The sequence below is a fragment of the Streptomyces sp. NPDC087844 genome (assembly GCF_044742785.1).
In the GTDB taxonomy this organism is placed as follows: Bacteria; Actinomycetota; Actinomycetes; order Streptomycetales; family Streptomycetaceae; genus Streptomyces.
On sequence record NZ_JBIUVD010000019.1, the window covers coordinates 152,642 to 170,382 of the forward strand.

A 17,741-nucleotide genomic window follows, 5' to 3' on the forward strand; every position below is an offset into this window, starting at 1 on the left:
ATCCACGAAGCCGCGCGGTCGCTCGATCGGTCCGGCTCTGACTACGATTCACCCATGTTCTTCGGGCAAGGGGCCCGAGTTGGCTGGGGGTTGGCATGGTTGCTGGTCGCGTTGTGCGCTTCGACAGCTCGCGGGGTTATGGATTCATTGCACCCGCTCACGGCGGGGAGGATGTCTTTCTGCACGTGAACGACATGCTGTTTTCCGAGCCCTATGCGCGTTCAGGCGCGTTGGTTGAATTCGAAATTGAAAACGGTGATCGCGGTCTCAAGGCGACCCGCGTACGGCTCGTCCAGGAGCCAGGCGAGAGCCCGTCCGAACCTGGCGGGACCCCCAGGGAAGCCGGCGGGACGCCGTCGGCCGCACGCACTACGGACGAGGACGACTCCCTGTGCGATGTCCTGAGCACCGAGGAGTTCGTCAGGGAGGTCACCGAGATCCTGCTGGCGGAGGCGCCGTCGCTCACCGGTGAGCAGATCCTGCAGATCCGCGGTGGGCTGGCGCAGTTCGCCAAGAAGCACGGCTGGACCGAGGGCTGACGCGACCCGATGAAGGCCGTCAGCGTCATCGGAACGGGTGCCATCGGCACCTCCGTCGCACTGGCCCTGACCCGTCGGGGCATCACCGTGCATCTGGAGGACGTGAGCGCGACCGCCGCAATGACCGCCGAAGCCATGGGAGCGGGTTCGGTGCGCGCACCCGGCGAGCGCGTGGATCTCGCCCTGCTCGCGGTGCCTCCGGCGCACACCGGCGCGGTGCTGGCGGACGCCCAGCACCGCGGCCTCGCCCGCGCCTACACCGACGTCGCCAGCGTGAAGGCGCGGCCGTACGCGGAGATCCACTCGGCCGGTGCCGACCTCTCGACCTTCATCGGCGGCCACCCCCTCGCGGCCACGGAACGCTCCGGCCCGCTCGCCGGCCGCGCGAACCTCTTCGAGGCACGACCCTGGATCCTTACGCCGTCCGCGCGCACCCACGAGTCCGTGCTGAACCGCGCCCTGGAACTCGTCACCCTGTGCTCGGGCGTACCCGTCATCATGGACGCCGCCGTCCACGACCGCACGATCGCCCTCACCTCGCACGCCCCCCATCTGATCTCCACGCTCATGGCGGCCCAGCTCGCGCAGGCCACGGAGGCCGACATCCGTGTGTCGGGGCAGGGGCTGCGGAACGTCACCAGCATCGCGGGCGGCGACCCCGCGCTGTGGCGGGACATCCACGAGGCGAACGCCGACGCGCTGGCGGACGTACTGGACGCCTTCGCCGCCGATCTGGGACTGGCCGTCGACGCGCTGCGCGCACTGGGCGGTACGGATCCGGTGGCGCGGGAACGGGCCGGGGCCGGCCTCGACACGCTGCTCAGGCACGGCACCCGCGGTCGCTCCCGGGTGGCGGGCCGGTCGGGCGATGCGCCCCCGGCGGAGGTCACCAGGCTCTCCGTGGCGGTGTCCGGGCAACCCGGCACGCTGACACGGCTGTTCACGGCCGTCGACGAGCTCGGGGTCCGGATCGAGGACGTACGACTGGAGCGGACTCCCCAGGCGCCGTACGGGAAGGTCTGCCTGTTCGTGCGGCGGACGTCCGCCTCCGAGCTGTCCCGGCTGCTGACCGTGGGCGGCTGGGCCGTCACGCTCGCGCCCGCCACGGCGTCCGCGCCGGAGCGTGCCCCGCTTCCCGCTGCTCTCCCTTCCTGAGCCGGCGCAGCCGCGCTCCCGGGTCCGGGCCCTGGCCCGCGTGGCCGCCGAGCGTACTCCCGCCGCCGGGCCCGAGCGGTGCCGCAGCGCAGACAAAAGCCCCGCTCGAAGCCGCCGGTACGTGACCTGCGGCTGCGCGCGGGGACGGTGAAGCGTCGACGTGGTTGTTGAACAATTGATCAGAAGGTGAAGGTGTTCAACCGCAGCACCTCCTCAGTTGAACACCTCCTCAGTTCGGCGCCGCGGTACTCTTCGCGGCGGAGAAACCGCCGACCTTGTCGATGACGTCGGAGCTGTAGAGGCGCAGCGCCTGCTGGAGCGCGAACTCGGCCATGTAGCGCCGGAAGTCGTCGACGGACTCCTCGGCGAGGTTCAGCATGTGCCGGTTGGCGAGGACGGCGGGGCTTCGCAGCTGTTCCAGGCTTCGTTCGATCGCGCTGTCGAGGTCCTCGCTCTCGTGGACCTCGTCGAACACCAGCCTCGCCTCCGGTTCGGTCGCCCGCAGGCGCCGCCCGCCCAGGATCAGCTGCCGGGCCAGGCGCGGGCCGACGGTCCGGATCAGCCGGAAGTCGGAGGCGCCGGGGATGATCCCCTCCTTCGCCGCCGGGAGGCTGAAGAAGGCATCCGACGCCGCGAGTACCTGGTCGAACACCAGGAGGATCTGCGCACCGCCGCCGATGGCGAAGGTGTCCACCGCGGCGATCCACGGCTTCTCGACCGTGCGGGTCCAGCGGACCGTGCCGTCCTCGACGAGGATCCCCCGGAGGATCTTGTGGATGTAGCCGAGTTCGCGCCGCAGCAGGAAGTCGACGAGCGAGATACCGCCGCCGTGCAGGGACTTGAGATTGACTCCCGCGCTGAACACGCGCCGGCCCCGGTAGCGGGGGTGGGTCATCTCGCCGCCGCGCAGCAGACACACCTCCACCGAGGGGTCGAGCAGCGCCAGGTCCACGGCGGTTTCCATGTCGTCGATCTGCCGGTCGTCCTCCGCGTTCAGACAGTCGACGCGGCACATGGTCAGACGTGCCGCACCGCCGGTCCGCTCCAGCCGCACGGAGCCCAGGTCGGCCGTCCCGGTGCGCAGGAAGTCGGGGAGCAGTCCGAGGGCCCGCGAGGTCGGGCGCAGCATGGCGTCGAGGAGGTGCGGGCCGGCCAACGGCGAGTTCAGGATCGCGCGGAAGAAGATCCCCTGGTCGATCTCGTCCCCTTCCTTCTCCGCCTGCGGCCGGCCCCGCTCGGTCGCCAGCCGCTCGGCGGTGGGCACCAGGCCGGGAAAGGCGGTCGCGGCGCTCGACGCGAGCCGGTCCAGCCGGACGTAACGGGTGCGGCCGTCGGTCAGCTCGTCGTAGACGGCGTCGGTGTGGACGTCCATGAACGCGGCGCGGCGGATCCGGGCGGCGTCCGTCGCCGACGCGGCGGCGGCCCGCTGCTCGGGCGACCTGAGGGCGGGCTCGGGCAGGGCGGCGAGCAGGTCGTCGGTCCGCGCGGCGGCCTTGGCGAGGGCCTCGCGGGCCTCCGCCGGCTCGGCCCGTACATCCCGGAGGTCGTCCTCCGGCGCGATCCCCTGCGGCACCTGGAAGACCTCCCCGGCCGCGCGATCGCCGTCACGCACGCGACCCCCGTCGTGCGCGCTCACGACCGTGCTCCGGCTCCGGCTCCGGCTCCGACGACGGCTGCACGGCGCAGCGCGCGGTCGCAGGCCGCGAGATGTGCGCCCAGCGCCTCCTCGAAGGTCGTTGTGGGTGCGTCGAGCAACAGCTGTCGCCGGATGGCGAGTTCGGCGCCGGAGACGGCACCGGCGCGCTCCTCCGCGGTGGCCGCCGCGGCCACCGGGTCGTCCGCCAGTTCGTCGACGAGTTGCAGTGCCAGCGCGTCGGCCGCCTCGACGGGGGTCCCGAAGAGCACCGCCCTGCGGATCGCGGCCGCGCTCGCCCCGTACCGGGCGAGCCGGTAGAGGGCCATGCCGGGCCAGGTCGCGCCGTCCTCCACGGACACGACAAGGCGGGCCGAGCGCGTCGCGATGCGGTAGTCGGTGGTGAGCAGCGCGTCCAGGGCCGCTCCGCCGCAGTCGCCGTCGGCGACCGCGATGGTGGCCGCGGGCAGCCGCTCCAGCCGGCGCAGCGCGCGTTCCCACTTGTTCACCAGCGGCACCGTCAGCTCGCGTGACCACGACCCCGTTGGTACGCCGGACACGTGGACGGTCGCGTTGCCCTGCCCGGTGAAGTCCTCGACCCGGTCGCAGAAGGCACCGACGGCCGCGATCGTCTCGGTGGACAGGAAGCGCCGTCCGTCGATGCGCAGGACGTGCCCCGAGGTGCCCGCCGTGTCTGCGATGTCGCTCATCCGATCCTCCGTCACCACTGCACCAGGGCAGTCTCGATGGTCGAGCCGGGGCCCATGGTCATCAGTACGCCGTAGTCCCCCGCCCGGGTCACCCGTTCCTCAAGGAGCCGTTCGTAGGAGAACAGGAAGGACGAGCTCGACAGGTTGCCGTAGTCGCGCAGGACGCCGGTGGTGTGCCGTACGTCGTGGCGGGTCAGGCCCAGGTTGACCCGGACGGCGTCGATGACCTTCTTGCCGCCCGAGTGCACCAGCCAGTGCGCGATGTCGCTGCGGCGCAGTCCCGCGCCGTCCAGCAGCCGGTCGATCACCTGCTCCGCGTGGGCGCCGACCACGTACGGGATCTGCGGGTCCAGGTAGAAACTGAACTTCCCCTGGTCGCCGTCCCACTCGTAGCGCATCGCGTCGATCGCGTCGGTGATGAGGTGGCTGGCGAAGCCGAGGATGCGGGGACTGCCGGCGGCGGACGGCTGCCCGCCCGGCGTCCCGGAGGTGACGTAGGCGGTGTCCGGGGTGTCGGCGACCAGGGCGATGGCGGCGGCGCCGTCGCCGAACAGACTGTTCACGACGGCGGTGCGCAGCGTCGAGTCCATGACGTACGCCGCCGAGCAGGCCTCGGTGCAGAGCATGACGGCGACCTTGCCGGGGTTGGCGACGGCCCAGCCGGCGGTGGCGTTGAGCGCGTTGAGTCCGGCGTTGCAGCCCATGCCCACGACGTCGACGCGGCTGGTCGCGGCGGAGATGCCCATGTCACGGATGAGCAGGGCGCTGATGCCCGGGGTGAGGAAGCCCGTGGTGGTCACGCAGCACAGGTAGTCGATGTCCGACAGCTCGATGCCGGAGTTCTCCAGGCAGGCCTGTACGGCCCTGGCGCCCATGTCGAGGGCGACTCTCTTGTGCTTGGCGAGGAGTTCGCCCTGGGCCTCCGGGAGGCGTGTGCCGTCGGCCCCTTCGGGCGGGATGGTGAGGTGGCGCCGCTCGATGGCGCTGTTGAGGAAGACGGAGCGGACCTTGGGGTCCGTGATGTGGAAGAGGTCGAGCAGTTCCAGTTGGCTGTACGAACGCTCCGTGGTCGCGGTGCCGACACCCGCGATCCGGGCGGTGCCCGTCGTGAGCTTCGTCATGGGATCCGGGAGGTCCAGAACGGCGGCGTTCGGAAGGCTCGTCGTGATGGTCATCGGAAAGTCCACCCCCACATACGGGTCTTGCTGCGAATGAGGCATTTCACTGTGAACACCGCTACTCCTTCTGGCAGGTTGAAGAGCCACCACTGGCAACTAGCAACTATGGTGCAACGAACAGTAATTGGGCGGGTGTTCAACTGTGGCATTCCCCGGACTGAGCGCCGCACTGGAATCGTGGGACCCTGTACCTGTGCTGATTGACACTGAGCGCCTTCGACTTCGACGTTTCCAGCCTGCCGACATACCGGCGTTCGCGGCCTATCGCTCGGACCCCGAGGTGGCCCGGTACCAGGAATGGGATTTTCCGCTGTCTCTCGAATCAGCGGGGCGGCTCGTCCGCAGATACGCCCGGAGTGATCCCGCCCGGCCCGGCTGGTTCCAGTACGCGCTCGAACTGAAGGCCGACGGCTGCCTGCTGGGGGATGTCGCGGTGAACCGGCAGCCCGGCGGCGGCGAGGCCGAGGTCGGGTTCAGCCTCGCCCGTGACCGGCAGGGACACGGGTATGCGACCGAGGCCGTACGTGCCGTGCTGGACGACCTGTTCAGCGGCGGGCTGCGTACGGTGTCGGCGGAATGCGATATACGGAATCAGCGGTCGGCGCGGCTTCTGGAGCGGATCGGATTCGAGTTCGTGGCGCAGCGGACCGTCTTCGTGCGGGGAAAAAGGGAATGGACCGATCTCCAGTTGTTCAGCCTGCCCGCCGGGAAATGGATAGGCCCCGGCGGGAGCTGAACATCGAAATCGGTGACGACGGCCGGCCCCGCCGCGGATTACAGAGCCTGTGATCTCACGAAGCGGGCCAGCCGCCTGATCCCCTCTGCGATCTCCTCGTGCGAGAGATAACTGACGGACAGGCGCAGGCTGTTGTCACCGCCGCCCTCGGGATAGAAATACGACATGGGCGTCCAGATGACCCCGAACTCCTCTGCCGAACGGATCAGTGCCGTGTTGTCGGTCCTGAACGGCATGTCGACCGCCAGGAAGAATCCTCCGGCGGGTTCGTTCCAGCGGATACCGAGCGCGGTCCGCTCCGCCTCGGGGAAGTTCCGCTCCAGCTCACGGAGCGTGACGCGCATCGCGTCCCCGTAATAGGCGGAGGTACGTGTGTTGAGCTCGGAGGTCCGTCCGTCGACGGACAGGAGCATGCCCGCCGTGACGGCCTGGCTGACCGGGGAGGTGTTGACGGTCACCATGCTCTTGATCTTGGTGAGTTCGTCCGCCAGCAGCCCGCTGCCTCCCGCGCCGTCGACGACGGTCTGGTCGGCGACGACGAAGCCCACCCGGGCACCGGGGAAGAGGGTCTTGGAGTACGAGCCCAGGTGGACGACCCTGCGCGCGTGGTCCAGCGACTTGAGTGTCGGCAGCTGGTCTCCGGGACTGACCATCCGGTAGGGGCTGTCCTCCAGGATCAGGATGTCGTGCCGCTCCGCCAGGTCGAGGAGTTCCTGCCGCGTGCTCAGCGGCATGGTGGTGCCGGAGGGGTTCGAGTGGTCCGGGATGACGTAGAAGGCGCGAGGACGTCTGCCGCGCGCCCGCTCGGCGAGGAGCGCCGCCTCCAGATCGGCGCACCGGAACCCCTTGTCGCTCTCCTCGACCGCGCGTACCTCGACGTCGAGCAGCCGGGCCGCACCGGTGATGCCGACGTAGCAGGGGCTGGAGACGAGCAGGACGTCGTCGGGTCCCGCGATCAGCGCCCGCACGGCGAGGAACATCGCCTCCTGGCAGCCGACCGTGACCACGACGGACTCGGCCGGCACGTCGATGTTCTCGTCCTTGCGCAGCGAGTCGGCGACCAGTTCACGGATCTGGCCGCTGGTGGGGCCGTACTGGAAGAGGGCGGAGCGGATCTCGGCGGGGGACGCGCCGCCCGCCTCCAGGTGGTCCAGGTAGCGGCGGAGGTAGGTGAAGATCTGCTCGGTCTCGAAGAAGCCGTCGTAGGGACGGCCGGGCGCGAACGAGATGGCGTCGGGGTAGCGGTGCGTGATCTCGTTGAGGAAGTTCATCGTGTCCAGCACGGGGTCGGACACGCTGCCGTGCAGGTCCTGCTTGCGCAGCGCGGAGGTGTCCGGTCGGGTGTCCCTCGATGCCCTGACCGGCGCGGGGTCCACCGGAGGTGCCGCCCGCAGCGGCTCGCCCGCCAAGGACACGTCCGGCGAGGGATCTCCCACCAGGGGTTCGCCCTCGGGAGATCCGCCCACCCGTCGGGGCCCCGCTTCCGCGACCGTCGCCGTGCCGGTGAGCAGCATCGCCTCTTCGAGTTCGTCGACGACGATGTCCAGCACCCGCCGTACGCCCTCGGCCTGTCCGACGGCCAGACCGTGCAGCACCGGACGGCCCAGGAGCACCGCGTCGGCGCCCAGGGCCAGGGCCGCCAGGACGTCGCCGCCGCGGCGGATCCCGCCGTCCATCAGGAGCGGGCAGGCTCCTGCCACCGCCGCCGTGATCTCCGGCAGCACGTCCAGCGTGGCCGCGGCGCCGTCGAGCTGCCGGCCGCCGTGGTTCGACACGATGATGCCGTCGGCCCCGGCCGCCAGGGCACGCCGTGCGTCGGACGCCGTGAGCACGCCCTTGACCAGTACCGGCAGGGAGCTGAGGGAGTGCAGGTACTCGATCACCGACCAGTCGAGGGCCGGATCGAACTCGGCCAGCGCATGACCGCCTGGCGAGGCGAAGTCTGTTCCGGGGGCGGTTTCGGGGGTGGTCCCGTCCCCGGTCAGGTTGGCCGGGGTGATGCCCTCCGGCAGCCGGAAGCCGTTGCGGATGTCCCGCGGACGGCGGCCCAGGCGGGGCGCGTCGGCTGTGAGGACCAGTGCTTCGAAACCGGCCCGCTCGGCCCGTTCGACGAGAGCGCGGGTCACCCCGCGGTCCCGGAAGCAGTACACCTGGAGCCACAGCGGCGCGGAGCCGGCCCGGGCGATGTCCTCGAAGGTCCGCCCGGCGAAGGTGCTGACGACAAGGGGCAGCCCGGCCAGACCGGTGGCCCGGGCGGTGGCGACCTCACCCTCCGGGTCGGCCAGCGTGTGGTAGGCGAGGGGCGCGACGCCGACCGGTGCCGCCCAGTCGCGCCCCAGGATGCGGGTGCCGGTATCGGGCCGGTGCACTCCGGTCAGTACGCGCGGTCGCAGCCGTACGCGGTCGAAGGCTTCCTCGTTGGCGGCGAGGGTCCGCTCCTGGCCGGCACCGCCCGCGATGAAGTCCCAGACATCGGGGGCCAGTTCCGCACGGGCCAGGGCGGCGTAGTCGCCCAGGGTGTGCGGTTCCCGCCCGGCGCCGCCCGCCGCCCGCCCGCTCACCCTGCGGCCAGCCGGTCGCGTTCGACGGCTTCGTACAGGGCGCGGATGTTGGCACTGCCGAAACCGCGGGAGCCCCGGCGCTGGATGAGCTCGAAGAAGAGGGTGTTCCGTTCGTACGGGGATCGGCTGAACAGCTGCAGCAGATAACCCCACTCGTCGCGGTCGGCGAGTATCTGGGTGGCCCGCAGTTCCTCGATCCTCTCGCGCGTTCCGGTGAACCGGTCGGCGAGCATGTCGTAGTACGTGCCCGGTGTGCTGAGGAACTCCACACCCTGGTCGCGGAGCTCCCGTACCGCCGGGATGATCTCGTCGACCAGGAAGGCCAGGTGCTGGACACCGGGTCCGCCGTTGCGGTCGAGGAACGCGTCCAGTTGTCCTGGGCTCTTCGTCGGGTCCGGCGCGACCAGTGTGAAGGTGACCCGCCCGGACTCGCTGCGCACGACGATCGAGTCCATCGCCTGATCGCCGACGGCGACGTACTCGGAGGAGTACCGGGACATCCCGAAAGCGGCACCGTAGTAGTCGGCGTAGTTTTTCAGCGCGCTGCCCTCGACGCAGACCGCGATGTGGTCGAGCGACCGTATGCGGCCGGCTGCCACGCCCACCGGCGCCTGCCCGAGTTCCTGCCCCTGCTCCTGCCCCTGCGGTGCGGTGTCCCAGGGGCGCCCGGGGGGCCATGCGTCGGGGTGGGAGGGGCGCGGCAGCAGTGTGTGGGTGACGCCGCCGAAGGCCGACACGACCGGGTTGCCGTGGGCGGGGGCGAACGACTCCGCGCCCGCCGCGACGGCCGCGTCCCGGGTCTTCGTCACGTCGTCACAGGTCAGCGCGATGTCGGCGATGCCGTCCCCGTGCCGGTCGAGGAATTTCCAGATCCCCCGGCCCGAGGTGACGATCAGCCGGGTCTCACCCTGCCGCAGCAGGATGGAACTCCGGTCGGCCTCCACGCGGTCCGCCACCCGCGTGAAGCCCATGCCCGAGACGAAGTAGTCGATGGTGGATGGCGCATGACTCGTGTAAAGCTCGACGTGCGCCATGTCGTGCACTGTCATGGAGGTACCTCCTCAAGGACCGGGAGGGCCAACAGGGCTGAACGGCCCGACGGCCCGGCTGTGTTGGGCTACCAGCGCCATTCCTGCTGGCCGTAGAGGTGTCCGGCCTTGATGCCGCGGTCCTTGCACCAGGTCATGAACTCGTCGATCTGTTTGATCTGGTACGTGTCCTCGGTGTACGTCGTCGCCATGACGTGGCCCAGCCAGGGCTCCTCGCCCATGGCGTAGACGTACGCCTCCTTGGCGCCGAGTTCGACCATGATGTCGCCGGCCTGCGCGGCGTTGGAGCCGGACAGCTTGCGGGAGTTGCTCATCTTCTTCGTCACCGGCTTGGTGAGCAGCGCCTGGTAGAGCCAGGTGAGCGGGGCACCGTCGCACTCCATGCCCAGGAAGGCGATGTCGGCGGTGCCCAGGTGTCGCTTGACGTAGCGGTAGAGCAGCGGGTCGATGCCCGAGGAGTCCGCTCCGATGAAGACCTTCTTCCCCGCGAACTCCGCCCAGTACGTGGACTTGCCGCGGATGTCGAGGTCGCAGTGCTCGCCGAGGAAGGGGGTGGCGGTGACCTTGCCGCCGGGGAACTCCACCTCGTCGAAGTCGTCGACCTCGATGACCGGGAAGCCCTGGTGCTTGAGCATCAGGCCCATCGACGGGTCGGCCAGGTTGCCGCGCGAGGCGCGCGGCACGACGACCGAGCCCACACGGCCGCGCAACTGGAGCAGTGTCTCCAGGACGATGTGGTCCTGGTGGCCGTGCGTGATCACCACGAGGTCGATGAAGTCGGGCAGGTCGTCCAGGGTGTACCGGTCGCCCGCGGTGTTGTCCGCGCTGATGAACGGGTCGGTCACGATGGCGGCTTCGGGGGTCTGCAGCACCAGGCAGGCGTGTCCGAAGTAGCGGATCCGGCCGCCGGCGTCGATGTGCCGGTCCTCGGCCAGGCTCGGCCGGTCACTCAGCATCCCGGACAGCCGGGTGCTCTGGGCGTCGTCGAGTTCCAGGGCGTCGCGCAGGTGGGACAGCGTGGTGGGCCGTACTCGGGACTTGAACAGCTCTTCCAGGCCGGCGTGGCGGAAGGGGATGTCCAGCTCCAGCACGTCCGGGGAGGGCAGGCGCGGGGTGCTGAGGATGAAGGGCCGCTCGATGCCGGTCTCGAAGGACAGCTGCACCGACTGGCGTTCCTCCTGGTAGATGTCGCTGTGGTACGCCAGCGGTTCCAGGAAGCGGAGCTGCGCCTGGTTGTCGGTGTCGTACGCGAGCTCCACCAGGCCGCCGAGTTCCTGAGGCAGCTTCGGATAGAGCGGAGTCAGGTCGAAGCCGGTCGCGTTGGCCCTCAGCAGTTCCTGTCCCTCGGCGATGGCTTCGGCGAACCGCAGCATCCCGGCGCGCTCACGCTTGATGGTGGCGAGCAGGTCGCGTACCTCGTGGGCGCGCTCCTCCGGGATGTTGATGAAGTAGCCGCCGCGCAGTTCGGGATTGTGGCTGGCCGCGACATGCACCTTCGGGGACTGGAGATACGACTCCAGCAGCGGGACCTGCAGGAATGCCAGGTTCATCGCCGCCTGAATCGGGGCCAGTGTGTGCGGCCAGACGTAGAATCTGTCCACAAGTGGCTCGATTATGACCTTCGGCCGCAGGAACAACTGCTCATCAGCCATCAGACTTCCGCCCCTCCAGGCATTCCGTACGACAAAGACTTCGCTGGTACGTGCTGATTACGTGGATGTGCCGGCTTCGTGGATGTGCCGGCTTCGTGGACGTGCCCCGGAACCTCGACGAGTGGAGACCCGTGGGTGCGCGCCGGTCACCGCCGCGCGGGCTCGTCCTCGTCGGCGACCCGTTCCAGGACCGCCATGGCGCTGGTGAGTTTCATCCGGGCCTGCGCCCAGGCGATCGACCGCGGCCCTTCGAGTACGGCGCCGGAGACCTCCTCGCCGCGATGTGCCGGCAGGTCGTGCATGAACCTCGCGTCGGGCCAGCGGCTCAGCAGGCGCTCGTCGACATGGAACGGCCGGAATTTCTCGCGCCAGTTCGGGTCGGCCTTGACGGTCCCTGTCGTCTGCCAGCGGGTCGTGTAGACGACGTGCGCCTCGGCCGGCAGGTCGTCCAGGTCGTGGGTCTGCCGGACCGTTCCGCCCACCGCCGCCGCCCGTTTCGCGGCGTCGTCCAGGACCTGGGGATCCAGCCCGTATCCGGGCGGGGTGGCAAAGGTGAGACGGCAGTTCGGCATGCGGGAGAGACCGTGGGCCAGTGCGGACGCCGTGTTGTTGCCCTCTCCGAGGTAGAGCAGCGACAGTCCGTCGAGCGAGCCGAATTCCAGAAGCATCGTCGCCAGGTCGCAGATCCCCTGGGTCGGGTGTTCTTCCGCGGCCATCGCGTTGATGACGGGCAGATCACCGGCCCGGGACATCTCCCGCAGTTCGTCGAGGGGTCCGGCGGTGCGGACGACGAGCGCGTCCAGCATCGAGCCGAAGACACGCCCGGTGTCCTGGAGGGACTCCCCCGTGCCCGTCTGCAGATCACCCGGCCCGTACATCAGGGGGAATCCGCCCAGCCGTACGGTGCCGACGCCGAAGGCGGTTCTGGTCCTGGTCGACGTCTTGGTGAAGAGGACGCCGACGACCTTGTCCCGCAGGGGCCGGTCGTGCGCGCTCCGGTCGTGGTACAGCTCACGGGACCGGGCCGCCAGGCGTTCCAGGTCCTGCCTGGTCAAGTCGGACAGCGTCAGCAGCCCGCGCTGCGGTGCGAACATGGTTCCCCGTTCTTGTTCGGACAGTGCGCTTCCCGTGCTGTTCGGCGCGATCACGGCCGCGTGCCAACTCGACCCCCGCGCCGATGCCGAGGCCCGCGACGCCATGGGCCGCCCGCCAGTCGGCCCGGTAGATCGTGCTGCGGTAGCGGTCCGCGCCGTCGGGGCACAGACAGACCAGTTCGTCCATCCGCGGGTCCTGCCGGAACACGTGCAGAGCGGCGGCGACGGTGGCGCCTGAGCTGCCGCCGACGCCGATCCCGGCCTCCTCCGACAGCCACAGACAGGTCGAGACGGCTTCGCTGACGTCGACGTGCAGGGACTCGGTCGTGGCCGGGTCGAGGAAGTGGGACGAGCAGCTCGCGCCGATGCCGGACAGGAGCCGCCGGCCGGGGTCCCCGCCGAGTGCCGCGGAGCCGTGCACGTCGACTCCCAGGAGCCGCCAGGCCGCACCTGTCGTCTCGACGAATCTCGACAGACCCGCGAGGGTGCCACCCGTGGAGACCGGCACCAGGATCGTCGCGGGACCCGGCACCTGTGCACGCAGTTCGGGCGCCGTGGTGTTGAAGTGCGCGTCGGGGTTCGCCTCGCTCCGGTACTGGTTCGTCCAGACCAGACCGGGGCGGGCGCGCAGTTGTTCCCGCACATACCGAATGCGGTTCAGCAGAAAGCCCCCGGAGGAATCCGGTTCGTCGACGACCGTCACCCGGGCACCGAGCCCGCGCATTCGGTCGATGAAGAACGAGCTCGTCCGGGGGTCTACGACAGCGTTCAGGGGAATTCCGCGGGCCTCGCACTCGGCCGACATCGCAATGCCGAGATTCCCGGAAGTCGATTCGATGATGCCGACCTGCCGGTCGATCCGGTCAGCGACGTGATCGATGAGAGAGGCGGCGATGCGGTCCTTCAACGAGCCGTACGGATTGGCCGATTCGAGTTTGAGCCGCAGTCGCCGGTCGATTCCGTCGACCTTTATGTGCAGGTCGACGATCGGGGTGTTGTCGACGATCGGAGTTGCTCCGGCGAGCGGTTTTCGTATCGGTCCGGGAGAGCCTTCAGCTCCCATGTGCAAGTCACATCCGATCTTCTTGAGTGCTCGTGACGGGTCCCCTCACGGCCCCCGAAGCGCCGGATGGAAATCGGTCAGGCGACAGACACCTCGGACAGTTCCACGACCACCAGGCGGCCCGTTCCCGCCAGCGTCGCCAGATCGATGTCGGCGACACAGCGGACGGGGTCGTCGTTGAGGATCAGCGTGCCCTCGATGTGGACGGTTCCGCTGCCCCCGTCGAAGTCGGCGCCGGCGAAGTCGGACGCCTCGCGGTCCAGGCGTATGCCCAGGTCGGTGCCGCCGCGGGTCTCGGTGAACTTGACGAACACCGTCCCGATGTCCTCCAGGCGGACGCGCAGTTCCTCCAGCGTGGGCTTGGGGCCGCCGACCGCCACCGGCTGTTCGTCGCTCAGGCGCTGAGTCAGTTCATCCATGGGTCACCTCTCGGGAGCTCAGTTCTGCTCGGACTCGGCGTAGGCGAAGGCCAGGTCCTCCGGTATTCGGAACTTCAGTGTGGTCTCGCAGAATTCACGCCACTGCGGAGTGTCCTCCGTGAACAGCCTCTTGTCCTTGTCGACTCCGACAGGACTGATCATGACGGTGAATTCATCACAGAGGAACACCGTCGCGTCATCGGTCAGTTCACGCTCTTCCGGTCGCACACCGGCCGACCAGCCCGGAAAGCGACGCAATTCACCCAGCAGGTAGGACTTGCAGTACTTCCTCACCGGAACCTCCGAAAGCGGGCCGACGGCGAACTCGACCACGCGCGACGCCGGACGGACCGGGCGGAGCCGGTCCTTCGGAATGCCGCGAAACGTGGTGTCGCGTTATTAGGCGCTCTCAGAGTACGACAAGCGTTCCTGCTGATCTATGCGTGCAGGGTGACAGGAACGGCGGTCCGCGCGTTCAACTGCGCCTGTGCGCCGGTTGAACGCGCGGACCGCCGAATCCCGCCCGGGGGGTCTGTGTGCGGAGACGGGGTGGTCCGCACGTGACGTCCTCGCGTCTCCTGTCCCGCGTGTCCGGCCCGTCCGGCCCCTCCCGGGCGGACGGGTCCTACGCGTCCCGGGCGCGCAGCAGCCAGCCGCCGGCGGCCATCGCGCCGACCGCCCACAGGGCCAGCACACCGAGGCCCTGCCAGGGCCCGATGGGCAGGTCGTCGACATTGACCGTCGTCTGGACGGCGAGGCCCGCCGTCATCGGGGAGATCTGCTGGAGGTGGCGCTGCCAGTCGGGGTCGGCGACCACCTGGGCGAGAATCGGGAAGACGAACAGCAGGGCGAGGACGATGCCGATGGCGGTCGCCGAGTTCCGTACGACGAGGGCGACGCCGAGGCTGAGCAGGCCGATCAGCACGAGGTAGAGGACCGAGCCCACGGCGGCCCGCAGCGTCGCCCCGTCGGTCAACGACAGTGCCTGGAAGCCGTGTTCCTCCGTGAAGCCGCGCCCTGGCTGCACGAGGCCGCCGATCAGCAGGGAGCCGAGGACGGAGACCGTTCCCGCCACCAGCATGACCGCGGTGAGCACGGCGGACTTCGAGAAGAGGACCGTCAGTCGGCGCGGCACCGCGGTGAGCGTGGTGTGCATCATCCCGGTGCTGTATTCGTTGCCGACCATCAGTACCGCCACGATCGCGACGACGACCTGGCCGACCAGTACGCCGGTGAGGCTGAGCCGCGTCGGGTCCCCACCGCAGCCGGTGGCGTCACACCTGGACGTCATGGCCACCGCGGCGCCGACCGCGAGGGTCAGCGCGACCACGCCGAGCGTCAGCCAGCTGTTGCTCGCGTCGGTCCGCAGCTTCGTCCATTCGGCACGTCCGGCGAATTTCATACGTCCCTCCGGCGGAGCAGGACCACCGCGGCGGCGAACGAGGCCGCGGCGTAGGCGCACAGGACTGCGAGGCCGGCCCAGGGGGCCAGCGGGAAGTAGCCCGACGAGGGCGAGTAGACGGTGACCACCTGGTCGTAGCGCTCGATGCTCTGCTGGATGGCGAATCCGGCGGCGGGGGTGACCCTCAGCAGCCACTGCGAGGCCCCGTCGGGCAGTACGGACGCGGTCGCGAGGAGGTAGGGCAGCACCATGCCGACGACGACCACGGTGATGGCCACGGCGCTGCGCCGCAGGATGGCGCCGACGGAGAGGGCGAAGACGCTCGCGGCGGCGAGCAGCAGGCCCGTACCGACGATGACGCGCAGTTCGGTGGACGTCGGTACCGTCAGCACGGGGAAGCCGTTCGACTCCGACCGCTGTCCCCCGAAGGGAACCATGACCGCGGCGGAGACCACGCCGACTAGGAAGGCGACGGAGCCGACCACGAGGCCCTTGGCCACCAGGACGCGGCCCCGGCGCGGACTGGCCGCCAGGGTCAGGCCGATCATGCCCCGGCGGTACTCGACGGTGATGTAGCCCGCGCCCACGACGACCATGATGATCAGTCCGGCGAACGCGCCGACGAGGAAGTTCTCGATGGTCCGTACACCGCTGGTGGCGGGGCCGCCGACGACGGGTGCGATGTCGCCCGCGCCGGTCACCTTGAAGCCGCCGCCGGAGGGGGTGGCTCCGCCCTTGGTGTCCTGGCTGTAGCTGGCGGAGGTGCCCGCGTCCCTGCCGACCTGGTCGCTCGCCCAGGAGCCGCCGGTCCACTGGCCGCCCAGGGTGAGCTGGTCGAAGGTTCCGGTGGCGACGGCCGGGGCGAAGCCCGTTCCGGTGCCGGTCTCGTCCTTGATGGACGGGGAGGTCACGAACAGTCCGACCTCCGGTGTCGCCGAAAGCCCGGAGAGGTCCGCGTGGCCCACCTCGGTCCACTTGGACCCGTCGGCCGACTGATAGCCCGTGAGCGTGTCGCCGGTGCGCTGGAGGCGCAGCCAGCGTGGCGCCTCCTGGGAGGCCGCGCCGGTCGTTCCGGCGGTGTCGTGCGTGTAGTCGTACTGCATCCGCACGCCGTGGCTGCCGGTGATCATCATCGCCGCGTACGACGACCCCTGTTCGAGGCTGTCCTTCACGATGACGCCGGCCTTCGCCCACGGCGCGAGGCCGCTCCTGCTGTCGTCCGGATTCGTCGAGACGACACCGGCCAGTGAGGACACCGAGACGGTGATGCTGCCGTCGCCCTGGAGCTTCTGGTGGACGAAGTAGAAGCTGTCGTTGACCGCTTGGCCGCCGGGGCCGACGGGGAGCGCGGAGCTGCCGTCCGGATCGGACTTGTTGCCGGCCGCTGTGGCGAGCAGGCCCACCAGGCAGATGATCAGTACGGCGCCGACCGTGCTCTGCACCCAGCCCCGCACTGTACGGAACTTGGTCCATTCCGCGTGCAGGAGCTGCCCGAAGCCGCCCCGGCCCGGCCGCGCGGTCGTGCGCGGCGGTGTCAGCGTGGAGGTCATCGGCCGGCCTCCTCGGGAACGACACCGCGGTACTGCACGGCGTCGCGGGTGAGCTCCATGTAGGCCTCTTCCAGTGAGGCGCGGTGCTCGGAGATCTCCGAGAACGGCACCGCGTTCTGGCTGAGCAGCGACACCACGTTCTCCGCGGGCAGCCCGGTGACGCTGACCGTGTCGGCGCCGGTGGAGCTGACCGTGGCGCCCGAGCGGGCCAGCACCGTCATGGCCTGGGCGAGCGCGGACGTCCGCAGGGTCACGCGGCCCTGGGACATCGACGCCAGCAGCTCGCGCACGCTCATGTCGGCGACGACCTTGCCGCGTCCGACGACCACCACGTGGTCGGCGCTGTCCTGCAGTTCGCTCATCAGGTGGCTGGAGACCAGCACGGCCCGTCCCTGTTCGGCCAGCGAGGCGAGGAAACCGCGCATCCACATGAACCCTTCGGGGTCCAGGCCGTTGAAGGGCTCGTCGAGCATGATCACCGGAGGGTTGCCGAGCAGGGCGGCCGCGATGCCCAGTCGCTGCCTCATACCCAGGGAGTAGCCGCCGGCCTTGCGCTGTGCCACGTCCTGGAGGCCGACCTGCCGGATCACCTCGTCGACCCGCCCGGCGCCCAGCCCCTGGGAGTGGGCCAGCCACAGCAGGTGATGGCGGGCGATGCGGCTCGGCTGCACGGCCGCGGCGTCCAGCAGCGCCCCGATGTGGGTGAGCGGGGTCCGCAGATCCCGGTAGCGGCGCCCGCCGACCAGCGCGCTTCCGTGGTCGGGTTTGTCCAGGCCGAGGATGACGCGCATGGTCGTGGACTTGCCTGCGCCGTTCGGACCGACGAAGCCGGTGACCTGCCCCGGCCTGACGTTGAACGTCATGCCGTCCAGCGCCTGGGTGCTTCCGAAGCGCTTGCGCACGTCCGTGACTTCGATCGTCGCGTCCGACCCATCGATCGTTTTCTCCATACCCGCAGACTAGGGAGGAGGAGGTGGTCCGGTCGTCACGGCCGAGAGCC

General features: G+C 69.8%; 16 protein-coding genes. 3 read left to right on the plus strand and 13 right to left on the minus strand.

The window, feature by feature from the left end; genetic code table 11:
- Positions 1–95 precede the first annotated feature (95 nt).
- The gene (locus ACIOKD_RS30920) at positions 96–539 is read left to right on the plus strand and encodes a cold-shock protein (RefSeq protein ID WP_402090525.1); all 444 of its coding nucleotides are present in this window, start codon (positions 96–98) and stop codon (positions 537–539) included.
- Between the two features lie 9 nt (positions 540–548).
- On the plus strand, positions 549–1,694 hold the full coding sequence (locus ACIOKD_RS30925) for a prephenate dehydrogenase (protein ID WP_402090527.1): 1,146 nt from the start codon (positions 549–551) through the stop codon (positions 1,692–1,694).
- Positions 1,695–1,923: 229 nt separating this feature from the next.
- Here ACIOKD_RS30925 and dpgC read toward each other — a convergent pair whose 3' ends face one another.
- The 3 genes from dpgC to dpgA all read right to left on the minus strand — a co-directional run bounded on the left by dpgC (position 1,924) and on the right by dpgA (position 5,206).
- Positions 1,924–3,165, minus strand: a complete 1,242-nt coding sequence (gene dpgC / locus ACIOKD_RS30930; RefSeq protein WP_402090559.1) for a (3,5-dihydroxyphenyl)acetyl-CoA 1,2-dioxygenase DpgC — start codon at positions 3,163–3,165, stop codon at positions 1,924–1,926.
- 161 nt (positions 3,166–3,326) lie between these two features.
- On the minus strand, positions 3,327–4,037 hold the full coding sequence (gene dpgB / locus ACIOKD_RS30935) for an enoyl-CoA-hydratase DpgB (protein WP_402090529.1): 711 nt from the start codon (positions 4,035–4,037) through the stop codon (positions 3,327–3,329).
- Between the two features lie 11 nt (positions 4,038–4,048).
- Positions 4,049–5,206 (minus strand): 3,5-dihydroxyphenylacetyl-CoA synthase DpgA, encoded by a 1,158-nt coding sequence (gene dpgA / locus ACIOKD_RS30940; RefSeq protein WP_402090561.1) that lies wholly within the window; start codon positions 5,204–5,206, stop codon positions 4,049–4,051.
- 202 nt (positions 5,207–5,408) lie between these two features.
- On the opposite strand from dpgA, the gene ACIOKD_RS30945 reads away from it, so the two are divergent.
- On the plus strand, positions 5,409–5,951 hold the full coding sequence (locus ACIOKD_RS30945) for a GNAT family N-acetyltransferase (RefSeq protein WP_402090531.1): 543 nt from the start codon (positions 5,409–5,411) through the stop codon (positions 5,949–5,951).
- Between the two features lie 38 nt (positions 5,952–5,989).
- On the opposite strand, the gene ACIOKD_RS30950 is transcribed toward ACIOKD_RS30945, so the two are convergent.
- The 10 genes from ACIOKD_RS30950 to ACIOKD_RS30995 form a co-directional block, all read right to left on the minus strand.
- Entirely contained in the window at positions 5,990–8,512 is a 2,523-nt protein-coding gene (locus ACIOKD_RS30950) for an aminotransferase class I/II-fold pyridoxal phosphate-dependent enzyme (RefSeq protein ID WP_402090533.1), read from the minus strand.
- Entirely contained in the window at positions 8,509–9,561 is a 1,053-nt protein-coding gene (hppD, locus tag ACIOKD_RS30955) for a 4-hydroxyphenylpyruvate dioxygenase (protein WP_402090535.1), read from the minus strand. The genes ACIOKD_RS30950 and hppD overlap by 4 nt, the downstream gene beginning before the upstream one ends.
- A gap of 68 nt (positions 9,562–9,629) precedes the next feature.
- Positions 9,630–11,213 carry an MBL fold metallo-hydrolase gene (locus ACIOKD_RS30960; protein ID WP_402090537.1) on the minus strand — a complete coding sequence of 528 codons (1,584 nt, stop codon included), beginning with the start codon at positions 11,211–11,213 and terminating at the stop codon, positions 9,630–9,632.
- Between the two features lie 146 nt (positions 11,214–11,359).
- Positions 11,360–12,268 carry an ornithine carbamoyltransferase gene (locus tag ACIOKD_RS30965; protein WP_402090539.1) on the minus strand — a complete coding sequence of 303 codons (909 nt, stop codon included), beginning with the start codon at positions 12,266–12,268 and terminating at the stop codon, positions 11,360–11,362.
- The gene (locus ACIOKD_RS30970) at positions 12,225–13,370 is read right to left on the minus strand and encodes a pyridoxal-phosphate dependent enzyme (protein WP_402090541.1); all 1,146 of its coding nucleotides are present in this window, start codon (positions 13,368–13,370) and stop codon (positions 12,225–12,227) included. Before ACIOKD_RS30970 ends, ACIOKD_RS30965 begins: the two co-directional genes overlap by 44 nt.
- Before the next feature lie 77 nt (positions 13,371–13,447).
- Positions 13,448–13,789 (minus strand): hypothetical protein, encoded by a 342-nt coding sequence (locus tag ACIOKD_RS30975; RefSeq protein ID WP_402090543.1) that lies wholly within the window; start codon positions 13,787–13,789, stop codon positions 13,448–13,450.
- Positions 13,790–13,807: 18 nt separating this feature from the next.
- The gene (locus tag ACIOKD_RS30980; RefSeq protein WP_402090545.1) at positions 13,808–14,122 is read right to left on the minus strand and encodes a hypothetical protein; all 315 of its coding nucleotides are present in this window, start codon (positions 14,120–14,122) and stop codon (positions 13,808–13,810) included.
- Between the two features lie 292 nt (positions 14,123–14,414).
- Complete coding sequence (locus tag ACIOKD_RS30985) at positions 14,415–15,191, minus strand: ABC transporter permease (protein WP_402090547.1); 777 nt, start codon at positions 15,189–15,191, stop codon at positions 14,415–14,417.
- A complete protein-coding gene (locus ACIOKD_RS30990; protein WP_402090549.1) occupies positions 15,188–16,741 on the minus strand; it encodes an ABC transporter permease subunit in 1,554 nt (517 codons plus the stop codon). Before ACIOKD_RS30990 ends, ACIOKD_RS30985 begins: the two co-directional genes overlap by 4 nt.
- Positions 16,738–17,691, minus strand: a complete 954-nt coding sequence (locus ACIOKD_RS30995) for an ATP-binding cassette domain-containing protein (protein ID WP_402090551.1) — start codon at positions 17,689–17,691, stop codon at positions 16,738–16,740. Before ACIOKD_RS30995 ends, ACIOKD_RS30990 begins: the two co-directional genes overlap by 4 nt.
- Positions 17,692–17,741 lie beyond the last annotated feature (50 nt).